This is a genomic window from Nonomuraea sp. NPDC002799 (assembly GCF_053592075.1).
This window is the reverse complement of the sequence record NZ_JBSFVA010000031.1, coordinates 72,202-95,516: the sequence shown is the minus strand read 5'-3', so window position 1 is coordinate 95,516 and position 23,315 is coordinate 72,202. Positions and strand designations below refer to the sequence as shown.

19 protein-coding genes are annotated in these 23,315 nt (G+C 71.5%); 2 read left to right on the top strand and 17 right to left on the bottom strand.

Annotated features, from left to right (window positions below):
* Positions 1–21: 21 nt before the first annotated feature.
* The 13 genes from ACWD0F_RS39195 to ACWD0F_RS39135 form a co-directional block, all read right to left on the bottom strand.
* Positions 22–438 carry a GPW/gp25 family protein gene (locus ACWD0F_RS39195; RefSeq protein WP_449885685.1) on the bottom strand — a complete coding sequence of 139 codons (417 nt, stop codon included), beginning with the start codon at positions 436–438 and terminating at the stop codon, positions 22–24.
* A 4-nt stretch (positions 439–442) separates the two neighbouring features.
* A complete protein-coding gene (locus ACWD0F_RS39190) occupies positions 443–724 on the bottom strand; it encodes a PAAR domain-containing protein (RefSeq protein ID WP_449885682.1) in 282 nt (93 codons plus the stop codon).
* Between the two features lie 16 nt (positions 725–740).
* Positions 741–1,403, bottom strand: a complete 663-nt coding sequence (locus ACWD0F_RS39185; protein ID WP_449885680.1) for a phage baseplate assembly protein V — start codon at positions 1,401–1,403, stop codon at positions 741–743.
* Between the two features lie 10 nt (positions 1,404–1,413).
* Positions 1,414–2,631, bottom strand: coding sequence for a phage late control D family protein (locus ACWD0F_RS39180; RefSeq protein WP_449885678.1), 1,218 nt, complete (start codon positions 2,629–2,631; stop codon positions 1,414–1,416).
* Position 2,632: 1 nt separating this feature from the next.
* Positions 2,633–3,298 carry a CIS tube protein gene (locus tag ACWD0F_RS39175; RefSeq protein ID WP_449885675.1) on the bottom strand — a complete coding sequence of 222 codons (666 nt, stop codon included), beginning with the start codon at positions 3,296–3,298 and terminating at the stop codon, positions 2,633–2,635.
* 20 nt (positions 3,299–3,318) lie between these two features.
* On the bottom strand, positions 3,319–4,068 hold the full coding sequence (locus ACWD0F_RS39170; RefSeq protein ID WP_449885673.1) for a hypothetical protein: 750 nt from the start codon (positions 4,066–4,068) through the stop codon (positions 3,319–3,321).
* Entirely contained in the window at positions 4,065–4,208 is a 144-nt protein-coding gene (locus ACWD0F_RS39165) for a DUF6760 family protein (protein ID WP_449885727.1), read from the bottom strand. The genes ACWD0F_RS39170 and ACWD0F_RS39165 overlap by 4 nt, the downstream gene beginning before the upstream one ends.
* Positions 4,209–4,225: 17 nt before the next feature.
* Positions 4,226–4,585, bottom strand: a complete 360-nt coding sequence (locus ACWD0F_RS39160; protein WP_449885670.1) for a phage tail assembly protein — start codon at positions 4,583–4,585, stop codon at positions 4,226–4,228.
* Positions 4,586–4,587: 2 nt separating this feature from the next.
* Positions 4,588–5,025: a phage tail protein gene (locus ACWD0F_RS39155; RefSeq protein ID WP_449885668.1), complete on the bottom strand. Its 438-nt coding sequence runs from the start codon at positions 5,023–5,025 to the stop codon at positions 4,588–4,590.
* A gap of 28 nt (positions 5,026–5,053) precedes the next feature.
* Positions 5,054–6,232 carry a phage tail sheath family protein gene (locus tag ACWD0F_RS39150; RefSeq protein ID WP_449885665.1) on the bottom strand — a complete coding sequence of 393 codons (1,179 nt, stop codon included), beginning with the start codon at positions 6,230–6,232 and terminating at the stop codon, positions 5,054–5,056.
* Positions 6,233–6,244: 12 nt separating this feature from the next.
* Entirely contained in the window at positions 6,245–7,084 is an 840-nt protein-coding gene (locus ACWD0F_RS39145; protein ID WP_449885662.1) for a Pvc16 family protein, read from the bottom strand.
* Between the two features lie 2 nt (positions 7,085–7,086).
* Positions 7,087–9,195 carry an ATP-binding protein gene (locus ACWD0F_RS39140; protein ID WP_449885659.1) on the bottom strand — a complete coding sequence of 703 codons (2,109 nt, stop codon included), beginning with the start codon at positions 9,193–9,195 and terminating at the stop codon, positions 7,087–7,089.
* A 152-nt stretch (positions 9,196–9,347) separates the two neighbouring features.
* Entirely contained in the window at positions 9,348–15,353 is a 6,006-nt protein-coding gene (locus ACWD0F_RS39135; protein WP_449885656.1) for an RHS repeat-associated core domain-containing protein, read from the bottom strand.
* Positions 15,354–15,664: 311 nt separating this feature from the next.
* On the opposite strand from ACWD0F_RS39135, the gene ACWD0F_RS39130 reads away from it, so the two are divergent.
* Positions 15,665–18,901: a tetratricopeptide repeat protein gene (locus ACWD0F_RS39130; RefSeq protein ID WP_449885653.1), complete on the top strand. Its 3,237-nt coding sequence runs from the start codon at positions 15,665–15,667 to the stop codon at positions 18,899–18,901.
* A gap of 132 nt (positions 18,902–19,033) precedes the next feature.
* Here ACWD0F_RS39130 and ACWD0F_RS39125 read toward each other — a convergent pair whose 3' ends face one another.
* Genes ACWD0F_RS39125 through ACWD0F_RS39115 form a run of 3 tightly spaced genes read right to left on the bottom strand, consistent with a single transcriptional unit; the run spans position 19,034 to position 20,960 of the window.
* Entirely contained in the window at positions 19,034–19,570 is a 537-nt protein-coding gene (locus tag ACWD0F_RS39125; RefSeq protein WP_449885651.1) for a dihydrofolate reductase family protein, read from the bottom strand.
* A gap of 18 nt (positions 19,571–19,588) precedes the next feature.
* Entirely contained in the window at positions 19,589–20,329 is a 741-nt protein-coding gene (locus ACWD0F_RS39120; protein WP_449885649.1) for an SRPBCC family protein, read from the bottom strand.
* 1 nt (position 20,330) lies between these two features.
* On the bottom strand, positions 20,331–20,960 hold the full coding sequence (locus tag ACWD0F_RS39115; RefSeq protein ID WP_449885646.1) for a winged helix-turn-helix domain-containing protein: 630 nt from the start codon (positions 20,958–20,960) through the stop codon (positions 20,331–20,333).
* Between the two features lie 155 nt (positions 20,961–21,115).
* Between ACWD0F_RS39115 and ACWD0F_RS39110 the strand changes: the two genes are divergently transcribed.
* The gene (locus ACWD0F_RS39110) at positions 21,116–22,057 is read left to right on the top strand and encodes a hypothetical protein (protein ID WP_449885643.1); all 942 of its coding nucleotides are present in this window, start codon (positions 21,116–21,118) and stop codon (positions 22,055–22,057) included.
* Between the two features lie 7 nt (positions 22,058–22,064).
* On the opposite strand, the gene ACWD0F_RS39105 is transcribed toward ACWD0F_RS39110, so the two are convergent.
* Positions 22,065–23,264, bottom strand: a complete 1,200-nt coding sequence (locus tag ACWD0F_RS39105) for a PucR family transcriptional regulator (protein ID WP_449885640.1) — start codon at positions 23,262–23,264, stop codon at positions 22,065–22,067.
* Between the last annotated feature and the right edge of the window lie 51 nt (positions 23,265–23,315).

Genomic DNA, 23,315 nt, shown 5'->3' with positions numbered 1-23,315 from the left:
CCCCCTCGCGCAGGCAGGCGGTCATTGGGGCGCCCCTTCGCGCAGGTAGAACGGGTAGACGAGGTTGTGCAGGCTGTTGGTGGCGCGGATGCGGTAGCCGACCTCGATATCGAGCCGCCCCTGCCGGTCCGGGTCGGCGGTGACGGTGACGTCGAGCACGTCGATGCGGGCCTCCCAGTCCACCAGCGCGTCGCGCACCCGGTTGCGGATCCTGGTCATCGTGGTGGCGTTGATCGGCTCGAAGACGAACGTCTCCAGGCCGGCGCCGAAGTCGGGCCGCATCACCCGCTCACCCGGGTTCGTGCCCAGGATGATGGTGATGGCCTGGTGAACGTCCTCCTCGTAGGAGGCCGTGGCGAAGGCGCCGTCCGGTCCCACCGAGACGGGGAAGGCCCATCCGGTGCCGAGGAAGGCGCGGGGGTCGTCGGGGCCGGGCATCGGCTCAGCCTCCGATCAGCACGGTGGGCAGGCCGGACACGATCGGCGCGCCGCAGCCGGACAGGTCGCCGGCCCGCGCCGCGCCGCGCCCGCCGATCAGCACGGTGAGGCTGCCCAGCACGAGCGGGCTGGGCGGATGCGGCCCGGCGGGCGGCGGCATGGCGCAGGCGTGGTTGTCGCCGAACACGGCCGCGGGGAGGCCGCCGATCAGCACGGTCGGCACGCCGGGCCCGATGATCGAACCGGGGTGGCCGGTGGGGTCGAGCACGCGTGCGGCTGGCGGCATGGCAGGATCTCCGGTCTCAGTTGATCTTCACGAGGGGTGCGGTGACGTTGCAGACGCCGCCTGACTTGACGGTCGTGGTGGCCGCGCCGTTGATCTCGACGGCGGCTCCCTCCAGCGAGATCTTGGGCGCCTTCAGCTCGATGGCGGCGGCCGAGGTGATCGACACCTTCTGCGTGGCGTTGTCCAGGATGATCCGCACGGTTCCGGCCAGGTTGGTGATCTCGATCTTCGTCGGATCCATGATGATCTTCTGTCCGGTGCTGGTGCTGACCTTCACGCTCTGCACCAGGTCGTCCATGACGATCTCGTGGCCGGTGCCGGCCGTCATCCCGCTGCGCACGACGCGCGTGGACTGCGCGGTCACCGGGTCGGAGACGGGGATCCGGTCCCGGGCGTTCCACAGCCCGCCGAGCACGAACGTGTCGGTGGGATCGTTCCCGGCCATCGCCACCAGCACCTCGTCACCCACCCGCGGCACGTAGAACACGCCCGCGCCGTTGCCCGCGCCGGGCGCCGTCAACCGGGCCCACACCTCCTGGCCCAGGGCCGGGACCCGGACGAGGACCTTGCCCTCCATGACCAGGTCCAGGTTGTTGACGACGGTCGCGGAGGCGATGCTGGCGGCAGGCCCGCGCCCGCCCTCCTCCTGCCCGGCGCTCCGCTCGAACAGCGTCGACATGTCGCTCCCCTCATCCGATCCGCTGGCCGTTGACGCGGGCCAGCCCGGCCAGCCCGGACGGCGTCGGCACCGGCTCGAACCACACCTCTTTGCGGACCTCGAACGCGGTCCTGAACCCGCCGCCGTCGATGGTGTGCGTGGCGGAGGTGACCCGGTACAGGCCGCTGAACTCTTTGCCCAGGCCACGCAGGTCGATCACCCGGCCCGCCTTGATCGCCAGATCACCGACCGCGCTGCCGCTGCCGGTCAGGCGGCCGTTGAGCCGGGGCAGCAGCTCGCTGAGCAGTTTCTTCGGCATCGTGGCCGGGCCGACGGCCGAGGTCGTGAGCACCTTGCGCGCCTTCTTCTCGCCGAGCAGGCTCTCCAGCCCGTCCAGGCCGGGAAAGATCCGCAGATCGAAGGCGGACCGGTCGTAGTCCCAGCTCAGCACGACGACGATCTCGGCCTTGACGCTCGGCAGCCAGACGCGGGCGGCGACGCCGGCCACCTGGCCGACCGTGCTCAGCCGGGGCGTGAAGTCGGTCAGCGACCGCCCCCAGACGAGCGCCGCGCTGGGCGCGTAGTCCTGGATGAGGAACTGGAAGCGCAGCACCCGGCCACGTGGCTCCAGCGTGTGGTCGATGTACATCTCCCAGCCGTTGTCCTTGGCGATCTGGCTGAGGAAGCCGAAGTCGCTCTCCTCCTGCTGCAGGCGCACGCCCCTCCTGGCCTCCGTCGGGCTGGCCGCGTACGCGATGGCGGCGGTGAGGAACGACAACGCGGCGCCCACCGGGTCCGGCAGCGGGATCAGCAGGTTCTCGGCCGACACCAGCGAGGTGACCAGCGGGTCCGGCAGCGGGAAGTGCCCGATGGCGGGAACGTTCACCATGAAGCCGCGGTCCTTGGTGCCGATGGTGAGCCGCTGCAGGAAGTCGTGCGCGACGACGGTCAGCGTGGGCATGCCGCCGTTCGGGAAGGTCGCGGTCACCCCGGTGATCTCGCCGGTGAAGACGAGTTCGAGCGGGTCGGGCGCGTAGCCGAGCGACAACGTGAACGGCTGGTCCACCTGCAGCAGCGGATGGTCGAGCCAGCGCAGATCCGGGTTGGCGACGGTCACCTCGACCCGGTCGGCGCCCTGCAGGCCGTCGGTGTGGCTGATGCGGCTCACGCAGCCGCGCAGCGCGGCGGGCAGCGGACCGCCGTCGATCTCGACCCGGAAGTCCGGCGCGTAGGAGGGGAACCTGGCCATGTCAGCGCACCACCTCGCCGCTCTCCGGATCGTGGTACGGCAGCGCCGGGATGCGCAGCACCAGCCCGGAGGGCAGCGCGCCGGGATCGGCGAGCGCGTTGGCGAGCGCGATCGGCCGCCACAGGCGCGGATCGTCGTAGTAGCGCGTGGAGAGGTCGCTCAGCGTCTCGCCGTCCACCAGGTGGTGCACCTTGGAGAAGTCGGCGGTCTGGCGGTCGACCTCCTTGGCCTCGCGCTCCGGATCGATCACCCGGTTGAACGTCACCGACACCCGCGCCCGCACGGGGCGGCCGTCGTCGGCGAACATCTGGAACTTCTGACCGGCCCGCACCAGCACGCAGTGGAAGTCCAGGCTGCCCCACTGCACCCGCAGCACAGGCGGCGCGTGCAGGTCCTTGTCGATGTCGAGCAGCTTGGTGATCTGGCCGGTCAGCTCGCGCACGTCGCGTTTGACGGCGCTGGGCGTGCTCCAGGTGTCGAACAGCAGCTCCATCTCCAGGGTCTGCGTGTTGCCGTTCACGAACTGCAGGATCGGCCCCGACAGGCCGGGGATGGCCTGGGTGGCGAACGTGTTGTCCCGGTTGAGCGTGTACTCCTCGGGATTGAGCGGCAGGTGCACCACTTCGCCCGTGTGGACGACCGTCACCTGGAGTTTCTCCAGCGCCATCGAAGCCTCCCCTCAGCCGCTCAGAAGCCCCGGCCGAACCGCTCGCGCTGCGCGGTCAGGCGGGCGTCGAGCCGGTCGACGATCTGGTCGGTGAGCCGCTCCAGGTCCGGGGACGTGCCGGTGCCGGTGCCGGTGCCGCCGGGCCACGACGGCTCCGCAGCGGTGGCGAGGGCCGTGGGCCGGGGATCCCGGACCTCGGTGGCCCGGGAGTCCGGGCCCGTTACCCGCGCCGGGTGAGATCCGCCCCTGGCCGCCTGGCGGACGACCGCGGGAGCCGCCGCGACCATCAGGGCGGCCGGCGGCGTGCCGGGGCGGGTGGTCCGGTCCGGCACGCCGGGCCGGACACCGCGAACGGGGAGCTGCTCGACCCGCCGGCGGGCGTGCACGAGCCGGGCGACCAGCTCCGTCCCGGCGGCAGTCCTCACAGCACTGACAATCCCCGCAGTGCCGGTAGTCCCCGCCGCCCGGAGCGCCGGCACGCCGGGCAGCACCATGCGCCGCCCGAGCGCCTCGCTCCGCCGCGGCCCCACGGGCGACGCCGGCCGCGCCGGCGACGCGGGCGGACGCCCGACCGGCACGATGACGATCCGGGCCGTGTGCCGGATGACCGGGTAGGGGCGGGACGGCGGCGAGCTCCACCGGCTGCCGCGCACGAAGAGGACCCGGCCGGGCACGCGCAGGAACGTCATGCCGACGCCGCGCGGCCGGTGCCGCGCCCCCGGGCGGACGGTGCGCCCGCGCGCCCACGCCAGCCAGCGGTTCTGCGTCACGTCGGGTTCCCTTCGTTGATGCGGTGGTTGATGGCCGAGATCTCCGCGACCCAGCGGCCACGGTCGGCGTGTTCGAGGTCCATGACCGACTCGACGGGCCAGTGGAAGTGATAAGCGATGAAAGCTACCTCCTCGTGCAGGGCCTTGAGGGGGTAGCTCAGGATCCCCCCGAGCCGTTCACCGCCATCGCGTACGCGTGCTCGCAGCGCGGGCAGGTGGTCTCGGCCGCGCCGTGCTGGTTGACCTGGTTGTAGAGCTCCTGCAGGTAGGCCAGGTCGGCCGCGTACAGGCCCTCGATCACCTTCGGGGTGATCTGGGAGAGCGAGCCGAGCGAGGTGATCACCCGCGACAGGATGATGACGATCAGGTACGCCTCGTTCTGCTGCACCCGGTGGTCGCGCAGCGGATGGATCTCGTCGGCGGCCGTGGCCAGGCGCAGCACACCCTGCCGGTGCAGGGTCCCCTCTCCGTCGAGGTAGCCGAGCGGCAGCGTGAACTCGTGCTCCGTCCGGAACATGCTCAGGCCCTCTCGATGCGCTCGTGGGCGAGTTCGAGGGTCTCGATCGCGACGTCCGTGCCCTTGGCGGAGAAGTCGGGGCCGTCCCATTTCGTGGGCCAGGCCTCGAAGAAGTTCCAGCGCAACGCCTCCTGCTTGCCGGACAGGTCGAGCAGGATGATGCTGCCGTTGCGCCGCGAGACGATGCCCTTGGTGACGTCGCGGAACCAGTCGTACAGCTCGCGGGAGTCGGTCAGCCCCCACTTGAGCATGATGTTGGGATATTTGGTCTGGCCGGGCAGCTTCAGGTTGGTGGTGTTGTCACCACCCTGGCGGTACTCGATGGGGTCGACGCTCGCGCCGAACCCCGAGCAGTCGGTGAAGCCGGCCTGGGTGATGCCGTCGATCTCCAGCAGGAAGTTGTAGTTGCGGTAGGGATCGACGCGCGCTCCGGTCGCCATCTGCGACGCCTCCTCGGGACGGGACGGGTTACTTGGCGGGAATCTGGGAGAACTGCGCGATGCGGAAGACCACGAACTCGGCCGGCTTGACCGGCGCCACGCCGACCTCGATGATCACTTGCCCGGCGTCGCGGATCTCCGGCGGGTTGGTCGAGGCGTCGCACTTGACGTAGAACGCCTGCTCGGGCTGGTCGCCGAAGAGCGCGCCGTCACGCCAGACCCGGGTCAGGAACGCCGTCAGGGTGCGGGTGATCTGCTGCCAGAGCGGATAGTTGTTCGGCTCGAAGACCGCGAACTGGGTGCCCTCGTCGATGGACTCGCGCAGGAAGATCATCAGGCGGCGTACGTTGATGTAGCGGGTCTTCTCGCTGTTGGCGGCGCCGAGCGTGCGCGCGCCCCACACCCGCACCGCGCCGTTGAGCACGCGGATGACGTTGATGCCGGCCGGGTTGACCACGCCCTGCTCGGCCTTGGAGGTCTGGTAGGTCAGGCCGAGCGCGCCGCGCACCACCTCGTTCGCGGGCGCCTTGTGCACGCCGCGCTCCTGGTCGACGCGGGCGTAGATGCCGGCCATCAGCCCGCTGGGCGGCAGCAGCACCTCCTTCTCCTTGCCGCTGGGGTCTCTGACCTTCACGTAGGGGAAGTAGATGGCCGCGTAGTCGCTGTCGTTCACCAGCGAGCCCATGATGGCGGCCTTGGTGATGGTCGTGGTGACCTGGCCGTCGAGGATGGCGAACCGGTCTCTCAGGTTGGCGTCATCGCAGTGCTCGATGAGCGCGAGCTGCACGTCGGCGGCGTGCGCGCCGGGCGCGGCCACGATCGCGATCTCGTCGATGGCCGCGAACTTGGTCAGCACGCCCTGGACGGCGGCGGCGTCGCCGAGGTTGGCCACGCGGGTCACCCAGCAGACCGAGCCGCCGTTGTTGAAGAAGCCGTAGACGGAGTGGGCGAGGATCTTGTTGCCGGGGCCGTCGGCGTCGCCCGGGTCGATGTCGCCGAAGTGCCGTTTGAACTGCTCGAAGCTGGTGATCTGGATCGGCTGGCCGAGCGGCGCGGCGGGGTATTTCGTCACCCCGTCCGGCTGGAACGGCATGAGGGCGCAGGTGGAGACGCCGATGATCCCGGCGGTACTGGTGCCGACGCCGCTGATCGACGGCGTGAGCTCAACCTCCTCGACGTAGACGCCGGGAGTCGCGTAGTCGGCCATCGGAACTCCTTCTCAGTTCTGCAGTTCGAGGTCGTAGGCGCCGAGCGGCGCGGGAACGGTGATCGTGCGCTCGGCCGGGCTGTGGCCGGGCGCCGTGGCGCGCAGGACGTGTGAGCCCGCCCCGACGTGGGACAGGACGTAGCGGCCCGCGGTGTCGGTGCGGGCGGATCGGGCGGCGTCGATGGTGACGGTGACGCCGGGGACCGGCGCGCCGCCGCCGGCGAGCCGGACCGTGCCGCCGATGGTGTAGCGGCTCTCGCCCGTGGTCGCCGGGGTGAGGTCGTCGTCCAGCGTGACCCTGCTGGTCGCCACCGGCGGGCCCTCGGGCTGGGTTTCCTGGGGGTCCACGGTGACGGTCACCGACAGGTGGAAGGCCGGGCGCGGCGCCACGCCGAGGGCGCTCCAGAACTCGCCGAGGCTCCGTCCGTCGTCCTCCTGCGCCGGCCACACCTGGAGCGGATACGGCTGGTCGGCCAGGCTGCCGCGCAGATAGGCCGGCGGCACCAGCGGGAACCGGACGATCTTGGCCAGGGCGAGGCCGAGCAGCCGGTGCTCCTCCTCCACGGCGGCGTCGCCGGTCCGCTTCGACCAGGCCGTCACCAGGTAGTCGCAGTCCAGCCGCAGCGGCGGCGTGCGCCGTACGAACGTCGCGCCCACCCGTTCCACGATCGGCACCGGGTCGCGCAGCACACGGTTCTCGCGCATGCCGTACAGGAACAGGTTGACGGTGGGGCCGTCGAAGCCGAATCCCTTGTCCGGCGCTCTGAACGTGATGGACACCCCGTCCATCGACGGTGGCACGTCCGGATCGGCGAGCATCGCCCGGATGGTCGCGTCGAGGTCCTGCAGCATGACTACCGGCCCTCCTCTCCGGCGAGCAGCGCGGCGTACTCGCCGACGTCGGCGGGCGACAGCACCCGGCCGATCTTCTGGTATTCGCGCCAGGCCGCGCGCACGAGATGGGACATGCCGATCGGCCGTCCCTCCCCGCAGGCCAGGTACGCGGCGGCCAGCACGATGTTCTTGATGTTGCCGCCGGACAGCCGGAACTCGCGGGCCAGGAACGCGTGGTCCACGCCGTCGTCCGCGCCCTCGTTCACGGGCGCCTCCGGCGGCAGGAAGCCGCGCCACATCCGCTCGCGATGCGCGTCGTCGGGCATCGGGAACTCCACCACGAAGTGCAGACGGCGGAGGAAGGCGTCGTCGAGGTTTTCGCGCAGGTTGGTGGCGAGGATCGCGATGCCGTCGTAGCGCTCCATGCGCTGCAGCAGGAAGGCGATCTCCAGGTTGGCGTAGCGGTCGTGGGCGTCGCGGACCTCCGAGCGGCGGCCGTAGATGGCGTCGGCCTCGTCGAAGAAGAGCACGGCATTGGCGCTCTCGGCGGCGCTGAACACCCGCTCCAGGTTCTTCTCGGTCTCGCCGATGTATTTGCTGACGACGGTCGCCAGGTCCACTTCGTACAGGTCGAGGCCCAGCTCGCCGGCGACCACGCCGGCGGCCATCGTCTTGCCGGTGCCGGACGGGCCGGCGAACAGCGCGCAGATGCCGCGGCCGAGTGCCAGCGTGCGGCCGAACCCCCATTCGCCGAGCACCCGGCGCCGGCGCGCCATCCGGTCGCACAGCTCACGGAGCTGGCCCAGCGCGTCCTCCGGCAGGACCAGCGCGCCCCACGGGCTGACCCGTTCGGCCTTGCGGGCCAGCGCCGCCAGCTCCTGGCCCGACTGCGCCCTGGCCGCGGCGAACAGCTCGCGCGGGCCCGGCTCGGCGCCGTGCTGCCAGTCCGACCGGGCGCGGGCGGCCGAGACCGCCTCGGCCACGCCGGCCGCCTTCAGCCGGTACTGGCCGGCCAGCCGCTCGACCATCTCCTCGTCCGGGACGAGGCCGGCCGCGGTCAGCTCCCGCTGCCAGTAGTGGCGCCGCAGGTCGGCGGAGGGCTCGGGGAACGGCACCACCACGACGGCCCCGCCCGTGGGCCGCCGCCCGCAGAGCACGGTGAGCGTACGGGCCCCGGCGACCTCGCGGGCCAGGCACGCGGTGAGTCCCGGCTCCGGGGGCAGCTCCTCCAGACCGAGGACGAGGATGGCGCAGCCCTGCAGCCACGCCTCGCGGAAGGCCACCTTGAGCACCTCGCGGACCGGCGCCTCGGCCTGCTCCAGATCGACGGTCAGCAGCCCCAGCCCGCGCTCGGCGGCCAGCGCCGCGGCCACCTCCGCCTGCCCAGCGCCGGGCGGACCGGCGAAGAACAGCCGGGCGGCGTCGCCGGTGCCCTGCGGTGGCAGCGCGTGCCGGGTGGCCGGATCGAGCCGCAGCTCCGCCGCGCTGCCGGAGGGACGGCTGAGCCTGGCGCAGGGGACGAGCCGGTCGTCCAGGGTCCGCTCGCCGATGAGCAGGCGCACAATCTGGTCGTCCACCCGCATCGTCCGGGCGAGCAGCGGCCGGCCGTCCTCGCCGGACAGGTGGAGCAGCCCGTGCCGCAGCAGGGGCGCGCCGGCGGCGAAGTGGCGGCGGGCCGCGATGCGTTCGTCGGCGGCGGCGCAGAGCAGGTTGAGCGCGAGGTCCACGCTGGGGCGCCGCCGCGTCACGTCGTCCTGGAGGTAGGCGTAGAGCCGTTCGTAGCGCAGGTCCAGGTCGGGGGCGGTGGCGAGGACGAGGAGGTCGAGGTCGAAGGACGTGAGCGCGAAGGCGTCCATCAGCGTGCCGAGGATCGCCTCGTGCCCGGTGGCCGGGCCGTCCGCGCACCCGCCGGTGTCGAGCAGCGGGCCGAACAGCGGCTCGCCGGGGTCCCTGCGCAGCAGCCTGCCGACCTCGTCCGGCCCGATGACCAGCCCGCGGTAGGGGTCGCCGGACGCGGACGGTCCGTAGACCTCGGGGACGAGGTCGAGCGCGGCGGCGAGCAGGGCGTCGAGCCTGCGCAGCGCGGGCAGCAGCGCGAATCCGGGCAGGATCGCCGTAGCCTCCCCCATGCGTGCCCCCTTCACCGCAACCGGTCGACGCGAACCATGGTGCTGGGCAGGCGTCAGCCCACCATCTCGGCTCCGTCTCCGGATCATCACCGCGGCGCGAACCCGCGCGGGTGCCGGGCTGAGCGGCGCCCGCGCGGGCGAGAGGGCGGTGATCAGGCGAGGGCACCGCCGGAGTCGTAGCCCGGGTCGCCGGGCATCGGTCCTGGTGCCATCTCTATGGACTCACCCGGGTTGAGGAACTCGTCCAGTGCGCCGAGCCGGCAGGAGATGTCGTTGTCGCAGCCCCAGAACTTCAGGACGAAGGACGTGCCCCGGGCGTTGTGTTCGAGCGCGCTCTTCGCCCACCCGGGGGTTTTCATGATCTCGGTGACCTCGGTCCAGCCGAAGGAGACCCAGGCCCCGCCGCTGGTGGAGATCCCGGGCAGGACGATGAAGGTTCCGGTGGGTCTCAGGTGGGAGTCGAGGCTGACGCAGACCGTGGTGGTCAGACCGTACGCGCCGCCGCCGGCGCACACGCCCCAGCCGGCGATGTCGTCGATGTTGTGCGCGTTGGTGCTCATCAGCGAGATCGTGGCCGACAAGCCCGGTTTCTTGGTGCCGATGCCGGCGAGGGAGTCCACCCTGCCGATGTTCTCTTCGGTGACCAGAATGCACTCGTCGCGTCCGCCGCCGATGACCGGGATGTTGAAGGGCAGGGTGTAGCCGCGGCACCCTCCCCGGCCCGACCACTCGCTGTTGAGCAGGTCGTCGGCCGCGTCCTTCAAGGCTTCGACGATCGCGTCCGGCAGGGTCGGGACGCGGCCGGCGCCCTGGCCCGGCGGGCCGGACCCGGGGGTCTTGCCGATCGCGGTGCCCTTCTTCTTCTTCTTTTTCTCCTTCTTCTTGTCCTTGGACGGAGACGGAGCCACCACACCGTCCCCGCAGTCGGGGGTGTCGCAGGCGTCGAGCCCGGAGGGGTCGGCGAAGGCGGCGGGGTTGTTCAGGCCGTAGGCGTAGGGGTTGAGTGACTGCGGCACCTCCTGCCGGAACACCGGGTCGGGGGAGATGAACCGGCCGATGACGGGGTCGTAGTAGCGGGCGTTGAGGTAGTCGAGCCCGGTCGCCTTGTCCTCGACCTGGCCGATCCAGCCCCGATCGGTGGCGGTGGCGTCGGTCGTGCGCGGTTTGCCGTAGGGCTGGTAGGTGCGGACCTTGCTGGGGCTGGTGGCGCCGGTGGGCACGGTGAGCGTGACCGAGCCCTGGTTCTCGGTGGCGAGGTATTCCACGCCGGTGGCGGAGCGGGTCGCCGTGGCCGTGCCGTCGAACAGATAGCTGCGGACGGCGGTGACCGCGCCGGAGGCCGGCTTGGTGATCTCCTGGCCCTCGACGTACAGGGTGGTGGCCGTCGCGGTGGTGCGCAGCAGGCGGTTGCCGTCGGGGTCGTAGACGAAGGACGCTCCGGCCAGCGCGGTCAACTGCCGTTCGGCGTTCCAGGTGAACGTCTGGCTCTGGGCGCCGGTGACCCGGGTCGCCATGTCGCCGTTGGCGTTCCAGGTGTAGGCGGTGCCGCCCACGGCGGTGGGGGTGTGCGGTCGCGGCCCGCCCGCCGGTGGGTAGGTGTAGGGCACCGGGGTGCCACTTTCGACACGCTTGGTGAGGTTCCCGTCCACGCTGTACTCGTAGGTGTGGTTGTACGGGTTCGGCCCGGTTCCCGGCGGTCCCGCGGCGCAGGTGCCGGTCGTGGTGAAGGCTCCTGTCAGCCGCTGGCGGTCGTCGTGGGCGAAGCACTCACGCCAGCTCTGCCCGTTCAGCAGGGTGTCGCGCTCGATCACCTTGCCGAGGGTGAGGTCGTAGCCGAACCGCATGTCCTGCATGAGGGTGCTGCCGCCGCCGGCCTGGATGCGCGACAGCCGCTGGTCGGCGTCGTACGCGAAGGTGCGGCTGAACGGCACCGTGCGTGAACCGGAGAGCACCCAGGCGGCGCGGCCCCGGTTGTCGTAGATCGTGTTCCAGACGTACTCCGCGGCACCGGTCAGGGTCTCGGCCAGGCCGACGGCGTTGTAGGCGGTGGTGACGGTCTCGGCGGGCAGGCCGCCGACGGCCGGGTAGGTCACCGACGTCTGGTGGTCGGCCGCGTCGTAGCCGTACCCGACGGTGTGGTCGCCGGCCAGACCGGCCACGCCGGACGGGACGGTCCAGGTGCGGCCGGTGACGCGTTCCCGGTCGTCATAGCCGGTGACGTCGACCACCCAGGTGCCGGTCGCGTCGAATCGGGTGGACTTGTTCAGCAGGCCCTTCTCGCCCGTCGCGTCGTAGGACCACGTGGCGAGCAGCGGGCCGGACGGCGAGTCCTTGCGCCGCTCGGTCTGGCGGCCGATCGCGTCGAAGGCGGTGTGGAGCTGGACGCCGGTCGCGCTGGTGGAGCGGATCTGGTTGCCGGCCGGGTCGTAGCCGTAGGTCCACGCGCCGAGGTCGGGGTCGCTCATCGCGGTACGCCGGCCGGCCATGTCGAAGGTGTAGGTGGTGGTGTTGCCGGCCGGGTCGGTGGCCGACACCAGCCGGTCGGCGGCGTCGTAGCCGTAGCGCGTGGGCCGCCAGGCCGAGCCGTCGAACTCCTCGACGCGCACGGTGCGCCCGTAGGCGTCGGCCGTCGACCTGATCACTCCGCCCGCCGCCGGATGCGGGGTGTTCTTGACGGTGTCGTGGGTGTACTCGGTCACCGTGGAGGACCGGTAGGCCCCCGCGGCCCGCTCGATGACCCAGTCCGGGCGGCTCAGCTCGTCGTAGTGGGTGAGCCTGTCGTTGGCCCATCCGGCCGGCGGGGCGGGCAGGAGGCCCTGCCCGGCGGTCCCGGCGACCGCCTCCGGTCGCGCGACCGCGGTCGCCAGCCCGCGGTTGTCGTAGGTGGTGTCGGTGGTCAGCGCCTTGCCCGGCTCCGGCGACAGCCGCTGCGACTGCCTCTCCCGCAGGAAACTGTCGTAGACGGCCCAGGTGTCCACATAGCGGGTGGTGTCCTGCAGCAGGCGGGACCGCACGATCGCCGGGGCGGCCCGGTCCGGGTCGACCTGGTAGGTGAACTCGGCCGACGCGGGCGAGCCCTGGGCCTGCTCGGTGGGCTTGCGCGCGGAGGTGAGGCGGCCGAGCGCGTCGTAGACGTAGGAGGTCTTCTTCCCCCGCGCGTCGGTCTCGACGCGGGGGGCCTGTCGCGGGCGGTGCCATGCGGTCGTCTTGGTGTGCCCCAGGTGATTGGTGACCGTGGTGGTCACCGGGTACCGCTCACCAGGCGTGTACGCGGTGGTCAGCGTGTGGCCGCCCGGGTCGGTCACGACCAGGGGACGGCCGAGGCCGTCGTAGGTGGTCGTGCTGGTCGACCAGGCCGGGCTGGTGTTGATCTTCGTACGCGTGGTCGTCTTGTCCCCGGTGAGGGGGCCGGCGCCGAAGGCCTGGCCGTCGTAGGCGACCTCCTGCCTGGACACCTCGGCGCCGGAGCAGGAGGCGTTGGCGTACCGGGTCACCGAGGCCTCGAAATCGAGCATCCACCGGTCGACGTTGAACGCCGGCGCCGTCACCGTGCAGCGCTCGTCGCCGGAGACCGCGGTCCAGCCGTGCTCCACCGTGCGGTCCGGGGTGCCCAGGAGCGCGTTGTAGACGGTCTCGGTGCGCCGCTTGGCGTAGCTGCCGTCAGCCGGGTTCCGCCGCCGGTCGACGGTGTCGCTGGGCACGACGAACCAGGCGTCGTCCAGCGGGTCGGGGGTGCTGGTGACGTCCACGGTGCGCTGGGCGTGGTAGCCGTGCACGGTGCCCCACTCGACGGTGCCGCCGGCACGCAGTGACTGGGTCTCCAGCGTACGTCCGGCCAGCCGGTTCTCGTCGTTGACGTTGGACACCGAACCGTCGAGGCTGGCCACCTTGACCACGCGCGAACCGGGCCCGGGGAACGGGTCGCCGGCCAGCCGGTCCCCGTGCATCCCCCGGTAGAGGCGATGACGTGTGCGGCTGTCGCCCTGCGCCTGGACGACGTCGGCGTAGCCGCGCCACTCCGACCAGGACTGCACGCTGTTGGGGGCGAACTCGTCCCGGTCATGGTGCCAGGCGCCGTTGGGCAGTCCGGCCGCCACCTGGTCGCCGTACAGATAGGTGGTGACCGCAGGAGGGCCGCCGCCCGTGGTGTCCCGCTCCTCGACCTTGGTGGTCAGCCATTTGTGGAAGACGGCGAACCCGGCGGTCCCGCCCTCGGGGGAGTGCCAGTGCGGGAAGCAGTCGCGGGAGTTCTCATCCCAGTGGGGTGGGTCCGGGATCGGGTTCGGGCACGGATGGGGCTGCCCGTAGGTGACGATGGTCTGCCCGCCGTACTCGTTGGTCACCGCCGCGATCCGGAAGTGCGGCATCGCCGACAGCGTGCCGCCCGCGGTGTCGATCCGGTTGTTCAGCAGCACGGGGAAGAACGTGACCGGGGGCAGCGGGATCTTCGGCTGGGCCGACATCCCGGTGCGCTGGATGTGGGTGAGATAGAGCTTCTGGTCCCCGGGCCTCGCGGCGTCGGGATCGGGGAACGCGTGGCTCAGCGTGATCCGGTCGACAGGGGTGAAATCACCGTCGTTGACCTCCGTCCGGATCTCGGTGTAGCGCAGCGTGGTGAAGAAGGCCGGCGCGTGCTGGGAGCACACCGCGGTGAAACACATCAGGTCCACCGGGGTGTCGGGATAGTCGGCGGCGGTGGCCGCGGTCGGCGCCGGGCAGCCGTCGAGCGTGACGCAGCGGTAGTCGTGGTCGAACTCCACGCTCGCCGCGGGGGTGACGTCTCCCGGGGCCTTGCGCTTGCCGTACTTGACCCGCTTCAGCACGCCGGAGCGGACATATTCGGTGTGCTCGAAGCCCGGCCAGCCGTTCAGCGCCGCGTAGTGACCCACTTCCTGCTCGTACTCCCACTGCTGCACGTTGCCGTGGGGGTCGACGACGATGTCCAGGTTCCACCGCCAGGCCTGTACGCACCAGGGCAGCGGAGTGGCGTCGTGGCACGGCTCGCCGGCGTCGTCGCCGAAGACCGGCACCGTCCACGCCGACCGGGTCTCCACGCCCACGTCCGGGTTGGCGCCCAGGCCGAAGAAGTACTGCACGCCGTCGGGCGTCGTCACCCTCCAGTGCTCGCCGTCGTTGTCACCGTTGTCGGCGCCGGTGAGCAGTTCGACGCGCCAGCGCGGGTCGTCCTTCAGCCGCCATTGGCGGGGAGTGGTGCCGGGCACCGGCACCAGCTCGCCGGACCGGCCGTTCAGCGAGATCGTCGCGTTGTCGGACTTCCAGCACAGGTCATCGCTGACCTGCCCGTCGTCGCGGCAGGACGTGTAACGGCGCTCGATGAAGGAGTCGGCCAGGCCGCCCCAGCCGAGCCCGATCTGCCCGCTCTGGGTGTTCCGGCCGGAGACCAGGCCGTCGATGGCGGCCGAGGAGTACGAAAGCCCGAACTGCGGCGTCGGCCCGGCGGGCGCCTCCGGCAACGGCACGGTGTAGGTGTAGGAGAAGTTGCCCGATCCGGTGGACACCTGCCAGTCGCCCGCCAGCGACAGCGGGGTGGCCTTGAACGTGCCTTCCTCGCCGTCCGGCCCGGCGGTCACCGCGAACACGCCGGCCGGCACGCGCGCGGTCAGCCGGGTGCCCGTCCTCTTCGCGGGCACGGCGACGCGGCCGGAGGCGCCGCGCAGGCTCGGGCGGCCGGTGCCGGCCGGCGTACAGGTGCCGGTGGGAGCGCAATCGGGCAACCGCACCAGCCTGAGCCGGTCGGCGTAGCCCGCGCCGAAGCGCTCGGCGAACGCGCTGTAGTCGACGGAGACGTCGCTTTCTGCGGAGGCGCGGAAGACGAACCCGGACACGCCCGCCCGCTCCGCGGCGGCCGCGTCCAGCACCTCCACCTGCGCGGTCCGCCCGGGCGTGCCGCTCACCTCCAGCGGTCCGACCCGCACCGGGCGCTCCCCCAAGGACACCGAGGCCGACGTCGCCGCGGGCAACGCGGTCCTGGTCGCCGGCTTGCCGGCGGTGCTGCGTACCAGCTCGGCCGGCCGGACCGGCGTGACCGGCGGCGAGCCGGGCGCCCGCCCGTCCCCCTCGGCCTGCCGCAGAGCGGCCTGCCAATCCAGGGCAGGCGGGGCGGACGCCTCGGCTGACGGCGCCGGCGCGAGGCCCACGCTCGTCAGGACCAATAAGACGACGATCAGCAACCGGAGCGGAAGTGCGACAGGCGAACACCCGGACATGGCCTCTCCCGGAAGGGTGCGCAGGACCTGAGGACCTGCGGTGGGGTCACCGCTCAGCGATCACGGAAGGGACTGCGGCGGGGTCACCGCACAGTGATCACGAAACTGGACCGGAGGGTCGGCGCGCGGGTTGTCCGCGGCTAACACATGATGGCAACAACCCCTGTCAATGGATCTATGTACTTTCTTCCAGCGGCTTGCCACGCTGGTGGCCTTGAGCGCGATTCCTCTCGGAGGCTCTGGTGGAGCTTCTTCTGCTCGGACCTGTCCAGGCCCTCGTCGACGGTCACCCGATCGACCTCGGGGTGCGGCGGCAACGCTTCGTCCTCGCGGCGCTGGCGCTGGAGGTCAACAAGCCGGTGACGACCGAGCGGCTGGTCGACCTGTTGTGGCAGGGTGCTCCGCCGTCGTCCGCGCGCGGCATCGTCCACACCTGCATCAGCTCGCTGCGGACGATGCTGGCCCGCGCTCAGGCCGGCGGCGGCGCGGTGAGCCTGCAACGTCAGGGGTCGGCCTACCTGTTGCGCTGCGATCCGGCCCGCATCGACGTGCACCGCTTCCGCGACCTGATCGGCCGGGCGCACCACAGCCACGATCAGGATCGAGTCGTGCTGCTCGGCCAGGCGCTGGCGCTGTGGCGTGGCCCGGCCATGGCCGGCACGGCCTCCGACGACGTGCGGGCGCGGTTGTGCGCGGACCTGGAAGAGTCACGGCTGAACGCCCTTGAGGACCGCATCGACGCGCGACTCCGCCTGGGCCACGAGCAGGGACTGCTCGAAGAGGCGCTGGCCGCCGGCAGCGAGCATCCCCGCCGCCCCCGCCTGATCGGCGCGCTCATGCGGGCCCTGCACCACGGTGGCCGCACCGCCGAAGCCCTGCACGTCTACCAGCGGTTCCGCCGCGACCTCCGCGACGAGTTCGGCCTGGACCCGCCGGCGTCCCTGGTGAACCTGCACCTGGCCCTCCTGCGGGCCGGACCCGCACCGCACCGCGTCCCGGCGCCGGCGTCCGGCTCCCTGCCCGAGCACCCGGCGCAACTGCCGGCCGACCTGACCAGCTTCACCGGTCGTACGACCGAGCTGGACCGGCTCCTGACCCTGGTGTCCGATCTCCGCCCCGCCACCGTGGTGATCACCGCCATCGACGGGATGGCCGGCATCGGCAAGACCACGCTGGCCGTCCACGCCGCACACCGGATGACACGGTCCTATCCGGACGGGCAGATCTTCGTGGATCTGCACGGCTTCACCCACGGCGTGACACCGGTGGCGCCGGGCGCGGCGCTGGACCGCCTGCTGCGGGCCTTCGGCATCCCCGGCGGGCAGATTCCGCAGGATCTCGATGAACGTTCCGCGATGTGGCGCAGCGTCCTGTCCCGCCGGCGCGTCCTGATCGTGCTGGACAACGCCGCCGACGAACCACAGATCCGGCCCCTGCTGCCCGGCAGCGCCGACTGCCTGGTGATGGTGACCAGCCGCCGCCTGCTCACCGGACTGGACGACGCGCACCAGCTCACCCTCAACACCCTGTCCACCGGCGACGCGCTCATGCTGTTCTCCCGCGTCACCGGCCACCCGCCCGAGGACCCGGCGGCCGGCGACCTCGCCCAGACCGTCGTCGAGTTGTGCGACGGGCTGCCGCTGGCGATCAGGATCGTCGGCGCCCGCTGCCGTGGGCGGCCCGCGGCCGCCCTGACCGATCTGGCCAGGCGATTACACGCCGGGCACCTTCTGGTGACCGAGCTCACCGCCGGGGGACGCAGTGTGGCCGCCGCGCTCAGCTTGTCATCCGACCGGCTGCCCAAGGCTCAGCGCCGCCTGTTCGCCCTGCTCAGCCTGCACCCGGGAGGTCAGTTCGACGCGCCGGCGGCCGCCGCGCTGGCTGCGGCCGGGCTGGAGGAGGCCAGACGGGCCCTGGACGGGCTGCTGCAGGCCAGCATGATCGGCGAGCCCGCACCGGGCCGCTATCAGCTGCACGATCTTCTCCGCTCCCACGCCGCCGAGATCGTGGACGGGGAGATGTCCGCGGCGGAGCGGCGGGCCGCCCAGACGCGCGTGCTGGACCACTACACGTGCACCGTCGCGGCCGCCATGGACGTGATCGCCCCGCACGAGAAGATCCGCCGTCCCCGGATGCCCCCGCCGGCGACGCTGCCGGCGCCCTTCGCCGACGCCGGCGCCGCGGTCCGATGGTTGCGGACCGAGCTGCCCACCCTGCTCAGATGCGCGGGCCTCGCGGCACGGGGCGACTGGCCGGATCACGTCGGTCATCTGTCGACGTTTCTCTGGCGCTACCTGGACGAGCACGGTCATTACACCGACGCGCTGCACCTGCACACCCTGGCCCTGGAGGCGACCCGCGGCCGGGATCCGGCGGGGGAGGCGCGGGCGCGCGGCCGGCTGGGCACCGTGCACTGGCGGCTGGGCCGCTACGAGGAGGCGATCGCCTACCTGAGCCAGTCGGTCGACCTCAGCCGTCAGGTCGGCGATCTGCCGGGCGAAGCGGGAATCCTGATCTACCTGGGCGCCGGGTACTGGCGGCTGGGCCGCTATCCGGAGGCGATCCGCTATCTGGAGTCAGCCCTCCAGATCACCCACCAGATCGGCGACGGGGTCAGCGAAGCCTACGCCCGGACCGCGCTCAGTGCCATCCACCTGCGGCAGGGCCTCTGCGCCCGGGCCGTCGAAGAGAGCAGGCAGGCACTGGACCTGCAGCGGCAGGCGGGCAACCAGGTCGGTGAGGGCATCGCGCTGAACAACCTCGCGGTCGCGTACTGGCGCTGGGGCCACTACCGGCAGGCGATCGAACCGCTCACGCAGGCGCTCGCCGTCAGCCGGAACGTCGGAGACCGGGCCACCGAAGGTCACGCCCTGGACGGGCTCGGCTACGTGTACGGCCGGCTCGGCGCGCCGGAACGCGGCCTGGAACATCTGGAGCGGGCCCTCGCCATCCAGCGCGAGATCGGCAACCGGGCGGGTGAGGTGGCCGCGACAGCCCATCTGGGATTCGTCCAGGGGCGGATGGGGCACCACGAACACGCGCTGGAGAGCCTGCACCAGGCGCTCGACCTCAGCCGCAGCACCGGCGAGCGCGTCCTGGAGGCCGAGACGCTCAACTGGATCGGCGAGGTCGCCCGGGTGGCCGGACAAGGCCGGCAGGCACTGGTCTACTTTCTGGACGCGCTCGCGCTGGCGACGGACCTCGGCAACCGGATGGAGCAGGCCCGCGCGCACCGCAATCTCGCCTACGCCCACCGCGACCTGGGCCACAGCGCCCGCTCCGCCGAGCACGCCCGGACCGCCACGGCGCTGTTCTCCGAGCTGGACGCTCCTGAGCGGGTGCGCGGGCTCGCCGCGAGCGGGGGCTCCGGCATGCAGGCCATGACCGGAAGCGCGGGCACGAGCGCGAACGCGGGCACGAACGCGGGCACGAACGCGGGCACGAACGCGGGCACGAACGCGCACGAACGCGGGGACTGACGGGCCGCGTTAGCATGACGTTTCTCGCACACTCGAAGGGAACCCCCCGCAGGTCAACGGCCGGCGGTGTGCTGGTCCGCACGTGCGGAAGCGCGCGCCGTGACCTCCCGGCGCGCGCTCGCGTCCTCGTCGTTACTCGTTCGTGTAGATCAGGTGCAGCACGCCCGTGCTGAACGTCGTCGAGCCCACCAGCTTCAGCGGGACCTTGGCCGAGCCCTCGAACACCCGCTGGCCGGTGCCGAGCACGACGGGGTGCACCAGCAGGTGCAGCTCGTCGATCAGTCCCTCCGCCAGCAACGATCGCACCAGCGTCCCGCTGCCGGTGATGCCCAGGTTCTGCTCGGCCTTCAGCGCACGTAACCGGTCGTACACGTCGGCGCCGCCGAGCACGGTGGTGTTCTCCCAGGTGGCCTGGGTCAGCGTGTTGGACACCACGTACTTCTGGGTGCCGTTCATCTGCTTGGTCATCGGGTCGTCGGCGTCCGCGTTGGGCCAGTAGCCCGCGAACTCGTCGTAGGTGCGGCGGCCGAGCAGCATGGCGTCGTTGCCGCCCATGAGCGCGCCGACCGCGCCGCCCATCTCGTCGTTGAAGTAGCCGAAGTGCCACGTGTCCGGGGCCTCGGTCACGCCGTCGAGCGAGACGAACAGGCCGGATTTGATGCTTCCCATGTCAGAACTCCTCAGGGGTCAGGCGGGCAGGCCGTCGAGCCAGGCTCGCCATGCTTGCGCGGTGTCGGTGTCGTCTTGCCGGAAAAAGTGGTGCCCCAGGACGATCGAGCCGAAGTAGCCCTGGATGAAGCGGTAGAGCGCGTCGGGCGCCCGGATGCCGAGGGCCTGCGCGTTGACGAAGTCGACGACTCCCTCGATGGCCGGCAGCCCGGGCACGGTGATCCGGGCCGGGTCTCCGACCCGGGGCGAGTCGGTCAGGCCCAGGGCCCGGTGCAGTCCGGACCAGGTGGCCGGCCAGTCGGTCACGGGCGGTCCCGACACGTTGATCGAGTGCCCGGCCCGGCCGGCGAAGTGGTCGAGGTAGGCCACGAGCGTCGCGAAGTACATCGCCCCGCCGAGGCTCATGGCCTCGAATTCGGTCTCCCAGTCGTCGCCGGGCAGGAAGCCGTTCGACACCAGCCGCACCACGGTGCTGCCCTGGTCGCGGCCCTCGATGATGTACTCGTAGGCGATGAACCGGCCGTCCGGGCCATCGGTGCCGCGGTGCGCGAACCGGTGCGGCGGCTCCCACCCGGTGACGGCGGAGTCCATGGTGAACGATCCCATCGACGTGCGGACCGCGCCGTCCGGGCCGGGGTCCACCTCGTTGCGGCCCATGAACCACGAGTCGAGCCCCGGGCCGGTGGCGATGGCCTCCCACACCTCCTCGACGCTCGCTCCGACCGTCGCCTCGTCGCGCTGCTCCCAGTGGTGACCCACGTCAGGACTCTTTCCTCTCGTTGGCGGACGGCTTGGTGTCGTCGCTCGCGGGCTGCGGGATGGACGGGTGGACGGCCAGGATGACCCGGTAGGCCCGGCCGCCGGCCGCCTTCTCGTCGTGGTATTTGGCGACCAGCCCGGTCACCGCGTTGGTGAGCTCCTCCGCGAAGGCGGCACGGTCGGCCGCCGTGGCGAACCGCACCTCCCCGTCGAGCGCGTAGGTCGCCACCCGCTTGCCGGCCTTGGTCGCCCCGGTGATGAGCGTGCCGACGTCGCGCACCAGCCGCGCGCCCACCGCCAGCAGCCAGCGCGCCGAGAGCCGGTCCGGCGACCGCGCCGGGTCCGGCTCGACCGCGGCGAGCGCCGCCGGCGAGATGACGTACGACGACGCCGTCGCCTGGAGCACCCGCTCGGTCATGTTGCCCTTGCGCCGCTCCTCGACCAGCTCGATCAGGCCGTGCCGCTCCAGCTCCCGCAGGTGGTAGTTCACCTTCTGCCGGGGTTGCCCGACCCGGGCCGCCAGGCTGCTCGCCGAGCCGGGCTGGATCAGCTCGGCCAGCAGCCGCGCCCGAATCGGGTCCAGCGTGATTCCCGCCGTCGCCGCGTCCTCGATCACCGCCACTTCCCACATACCGGAAGCTTCTCAAGGACAATTATTTTTGTCAAGACAAAACTATCCGTCGGCGGTGCGGATGTGCGTCGCCCGCTTTCGTGACCCCAGTCGGTTGTCCGATATGTTCTCTTTCGGTCATGTCAATGCTCGGTCGGCCTTGGGGGACGATGCCGGTGCGCGGAAAGTTGCCGATCGCGGCTCTCGTCTTGAGCCTGTCCGGCTGCGGTGTGATCCCCGGGACCTTCGCGCTGCCCGCCGACGCGCCCACGCCCACGCCGGCCCCGTCACAGGCCACCTCACCGCCGCCTTCGCCGGCCCCCACCGCGCCGCCCACGAGCGCCGCCCCCACCCCCTCCGCGTCCAGGGCGGCCCTGACCAGTGCGCAGGCCAAGCAGGCTGTGCGGACGTGGGTGGGCAAGTACAACGCGACGCTCAAGAGGTCCAAGTGGTGGAATTCGGACGCCCGGGTCGACGCGCTGTTCACCGAGGCGGCGCTGTACGAGGCCGTGGTCGAAGGCAACCACGAGTCCTTCAAGTGGCCGCCGGGGCACAAGCCGATCAACCTGACCGGCACCCCGGCGATCTACCTGCCCAGGCCGGAGCAGCAGCCGTCGATCGGTGACTGGTTCATCGCGCAGGCGACCTACAAGGACGTCAAGGGTTATGCCCGCCCGCACGTGCTCGCGTTCTTCCGGGCCCCAGGGAAGCCCTTCAGGCTGGCCGTCGTGACCCCGATCCACTGGGGCCAGAAGATGCCCAAGCCGAAGCTCGACGCCGACGGCTACATCACCGACATGGACAACGCCATGGCGCGCCCGGTCGCGCAGGAGTACCTGAACTTCTGGAACGACGAGAAAAAGGAGGGCGATTCCGGCTACCGCCTGGCCAAGAACAGCTACAGCCGCAAGGCGTTCCCCCAGGTGCACAAGGGACTGTACGCCTCGTTCGCCGAACACAGCGCGGTCTTCGGTTTCCGTACGGCGGACGGTGGCTCGTTCTTCCTGTTCGGCCTGCTCAACGCGCCCAAGAACGTCATGCAGGTGCTGAGCGAAGCGCTGCTGGTGCCCAAGGGCAGCAAGACCATCCAGGAACTGGGCGCCAACTGGTTCGCCTAGCGCGGGGCTAGCGCTCGCTGCGCAGCAGGCGCACCGCTTCCAGTGCCAGTGCCAGGTCCACGATGTCCCGGGGCCGCGCGAGTGAGCGCCCGGTGAGCTGCTCGATCCTGCGGACCCGGTTGATGATCGTGTTGCGGTGGCAGAACAGCCGTCCCGCGGCCCTGGCGGCCGAGCCGTCGCAGGCGAGCCACGTCTCCAGCGTCGTCAGCAGGGTGTCCCGGTCGGCGGGGTCGAGCGCGAGCAGCCGCCCGAGCGCGCCGTCCACGAGGTGGCCGGTGACGTCGGGCTGACTGATCATCAGCACCGCCGGGACCCGCTCGTCCAGCCGGGCGATCTCCGGTCCGCCGTCCACGCAGGTCCGCATGGCCAGGGAGGCGAGGTCGTGTGCGGTCCGCATCTGGTCCAGGCCGTCCACGACCGGGCTCACGCCCGCCACGCCGCTGACGATGAGGCTGAGCTCCTGGCACAACTCGTCCAGCGTGGCCTGGCCGAGCGCGACCACGGCGACCTCGTGCCCGGGGCGCATCCGCCACAGCAGCCGCATGGCGCCCAGGGTCGCGGGCAGCCGCACGTCCTGGTGGTGGCGGAAGCGGGGGAAGCGCACGGTGACGACGGCGTAGCGGCCCCGTTCGGCCAGGTCGAGCGCCGCGGCGGCGGCCCGCACGATCCCGGTGTCGGCGGTGCCGTCGAGCAGCGCGTCCAGGAGGGCGTTGACCCGCTCCTGGCTGCGGCCGAGTATCTCCTGCTCGCGCCTGCTGTAGATGTCGCAGGCCACCATGGACTGCCGGTCGATCGCGTGCCACACGTGGCTGGCCGCGCGGACCAGGACGGCCAGGCTGTCGGGGCGCTCGCGCTCCATGTGCTCCACGATCGCCGACCAGGTGACCTGGCCGGCCAGGCGGTACATGCGTAACAGGGAGTCCAGCGGCACTCCCTGCTCGCCCCGGCGCTGCGCCATGGCCGCGGTGAAGGCCAGGTCGCGCCGCTCCGAGGGCTTCTGCAGGATCGCGGTGAGGCCCAGGCGCATGCCTTCGAGGGTGCTCTTCCAGTGCTCGTCGTAGGGGACGCAGGAGCAGTAGACCATGTCGCTGCCACGCGTCCGGCTGACCAGTTCGTCCGTGAGCTCGGGCAGGCGTTCGAGCAGGGCCTGGGCGGCGGTGCGCAACGTCTGGCGGACGTCCTCGTCCACGACGGTAGGGGGACGCATCCCTCGAGGCTGTCATCCGCGCCCGCTCTAGAACAAGGCTCTGTAGCGTTT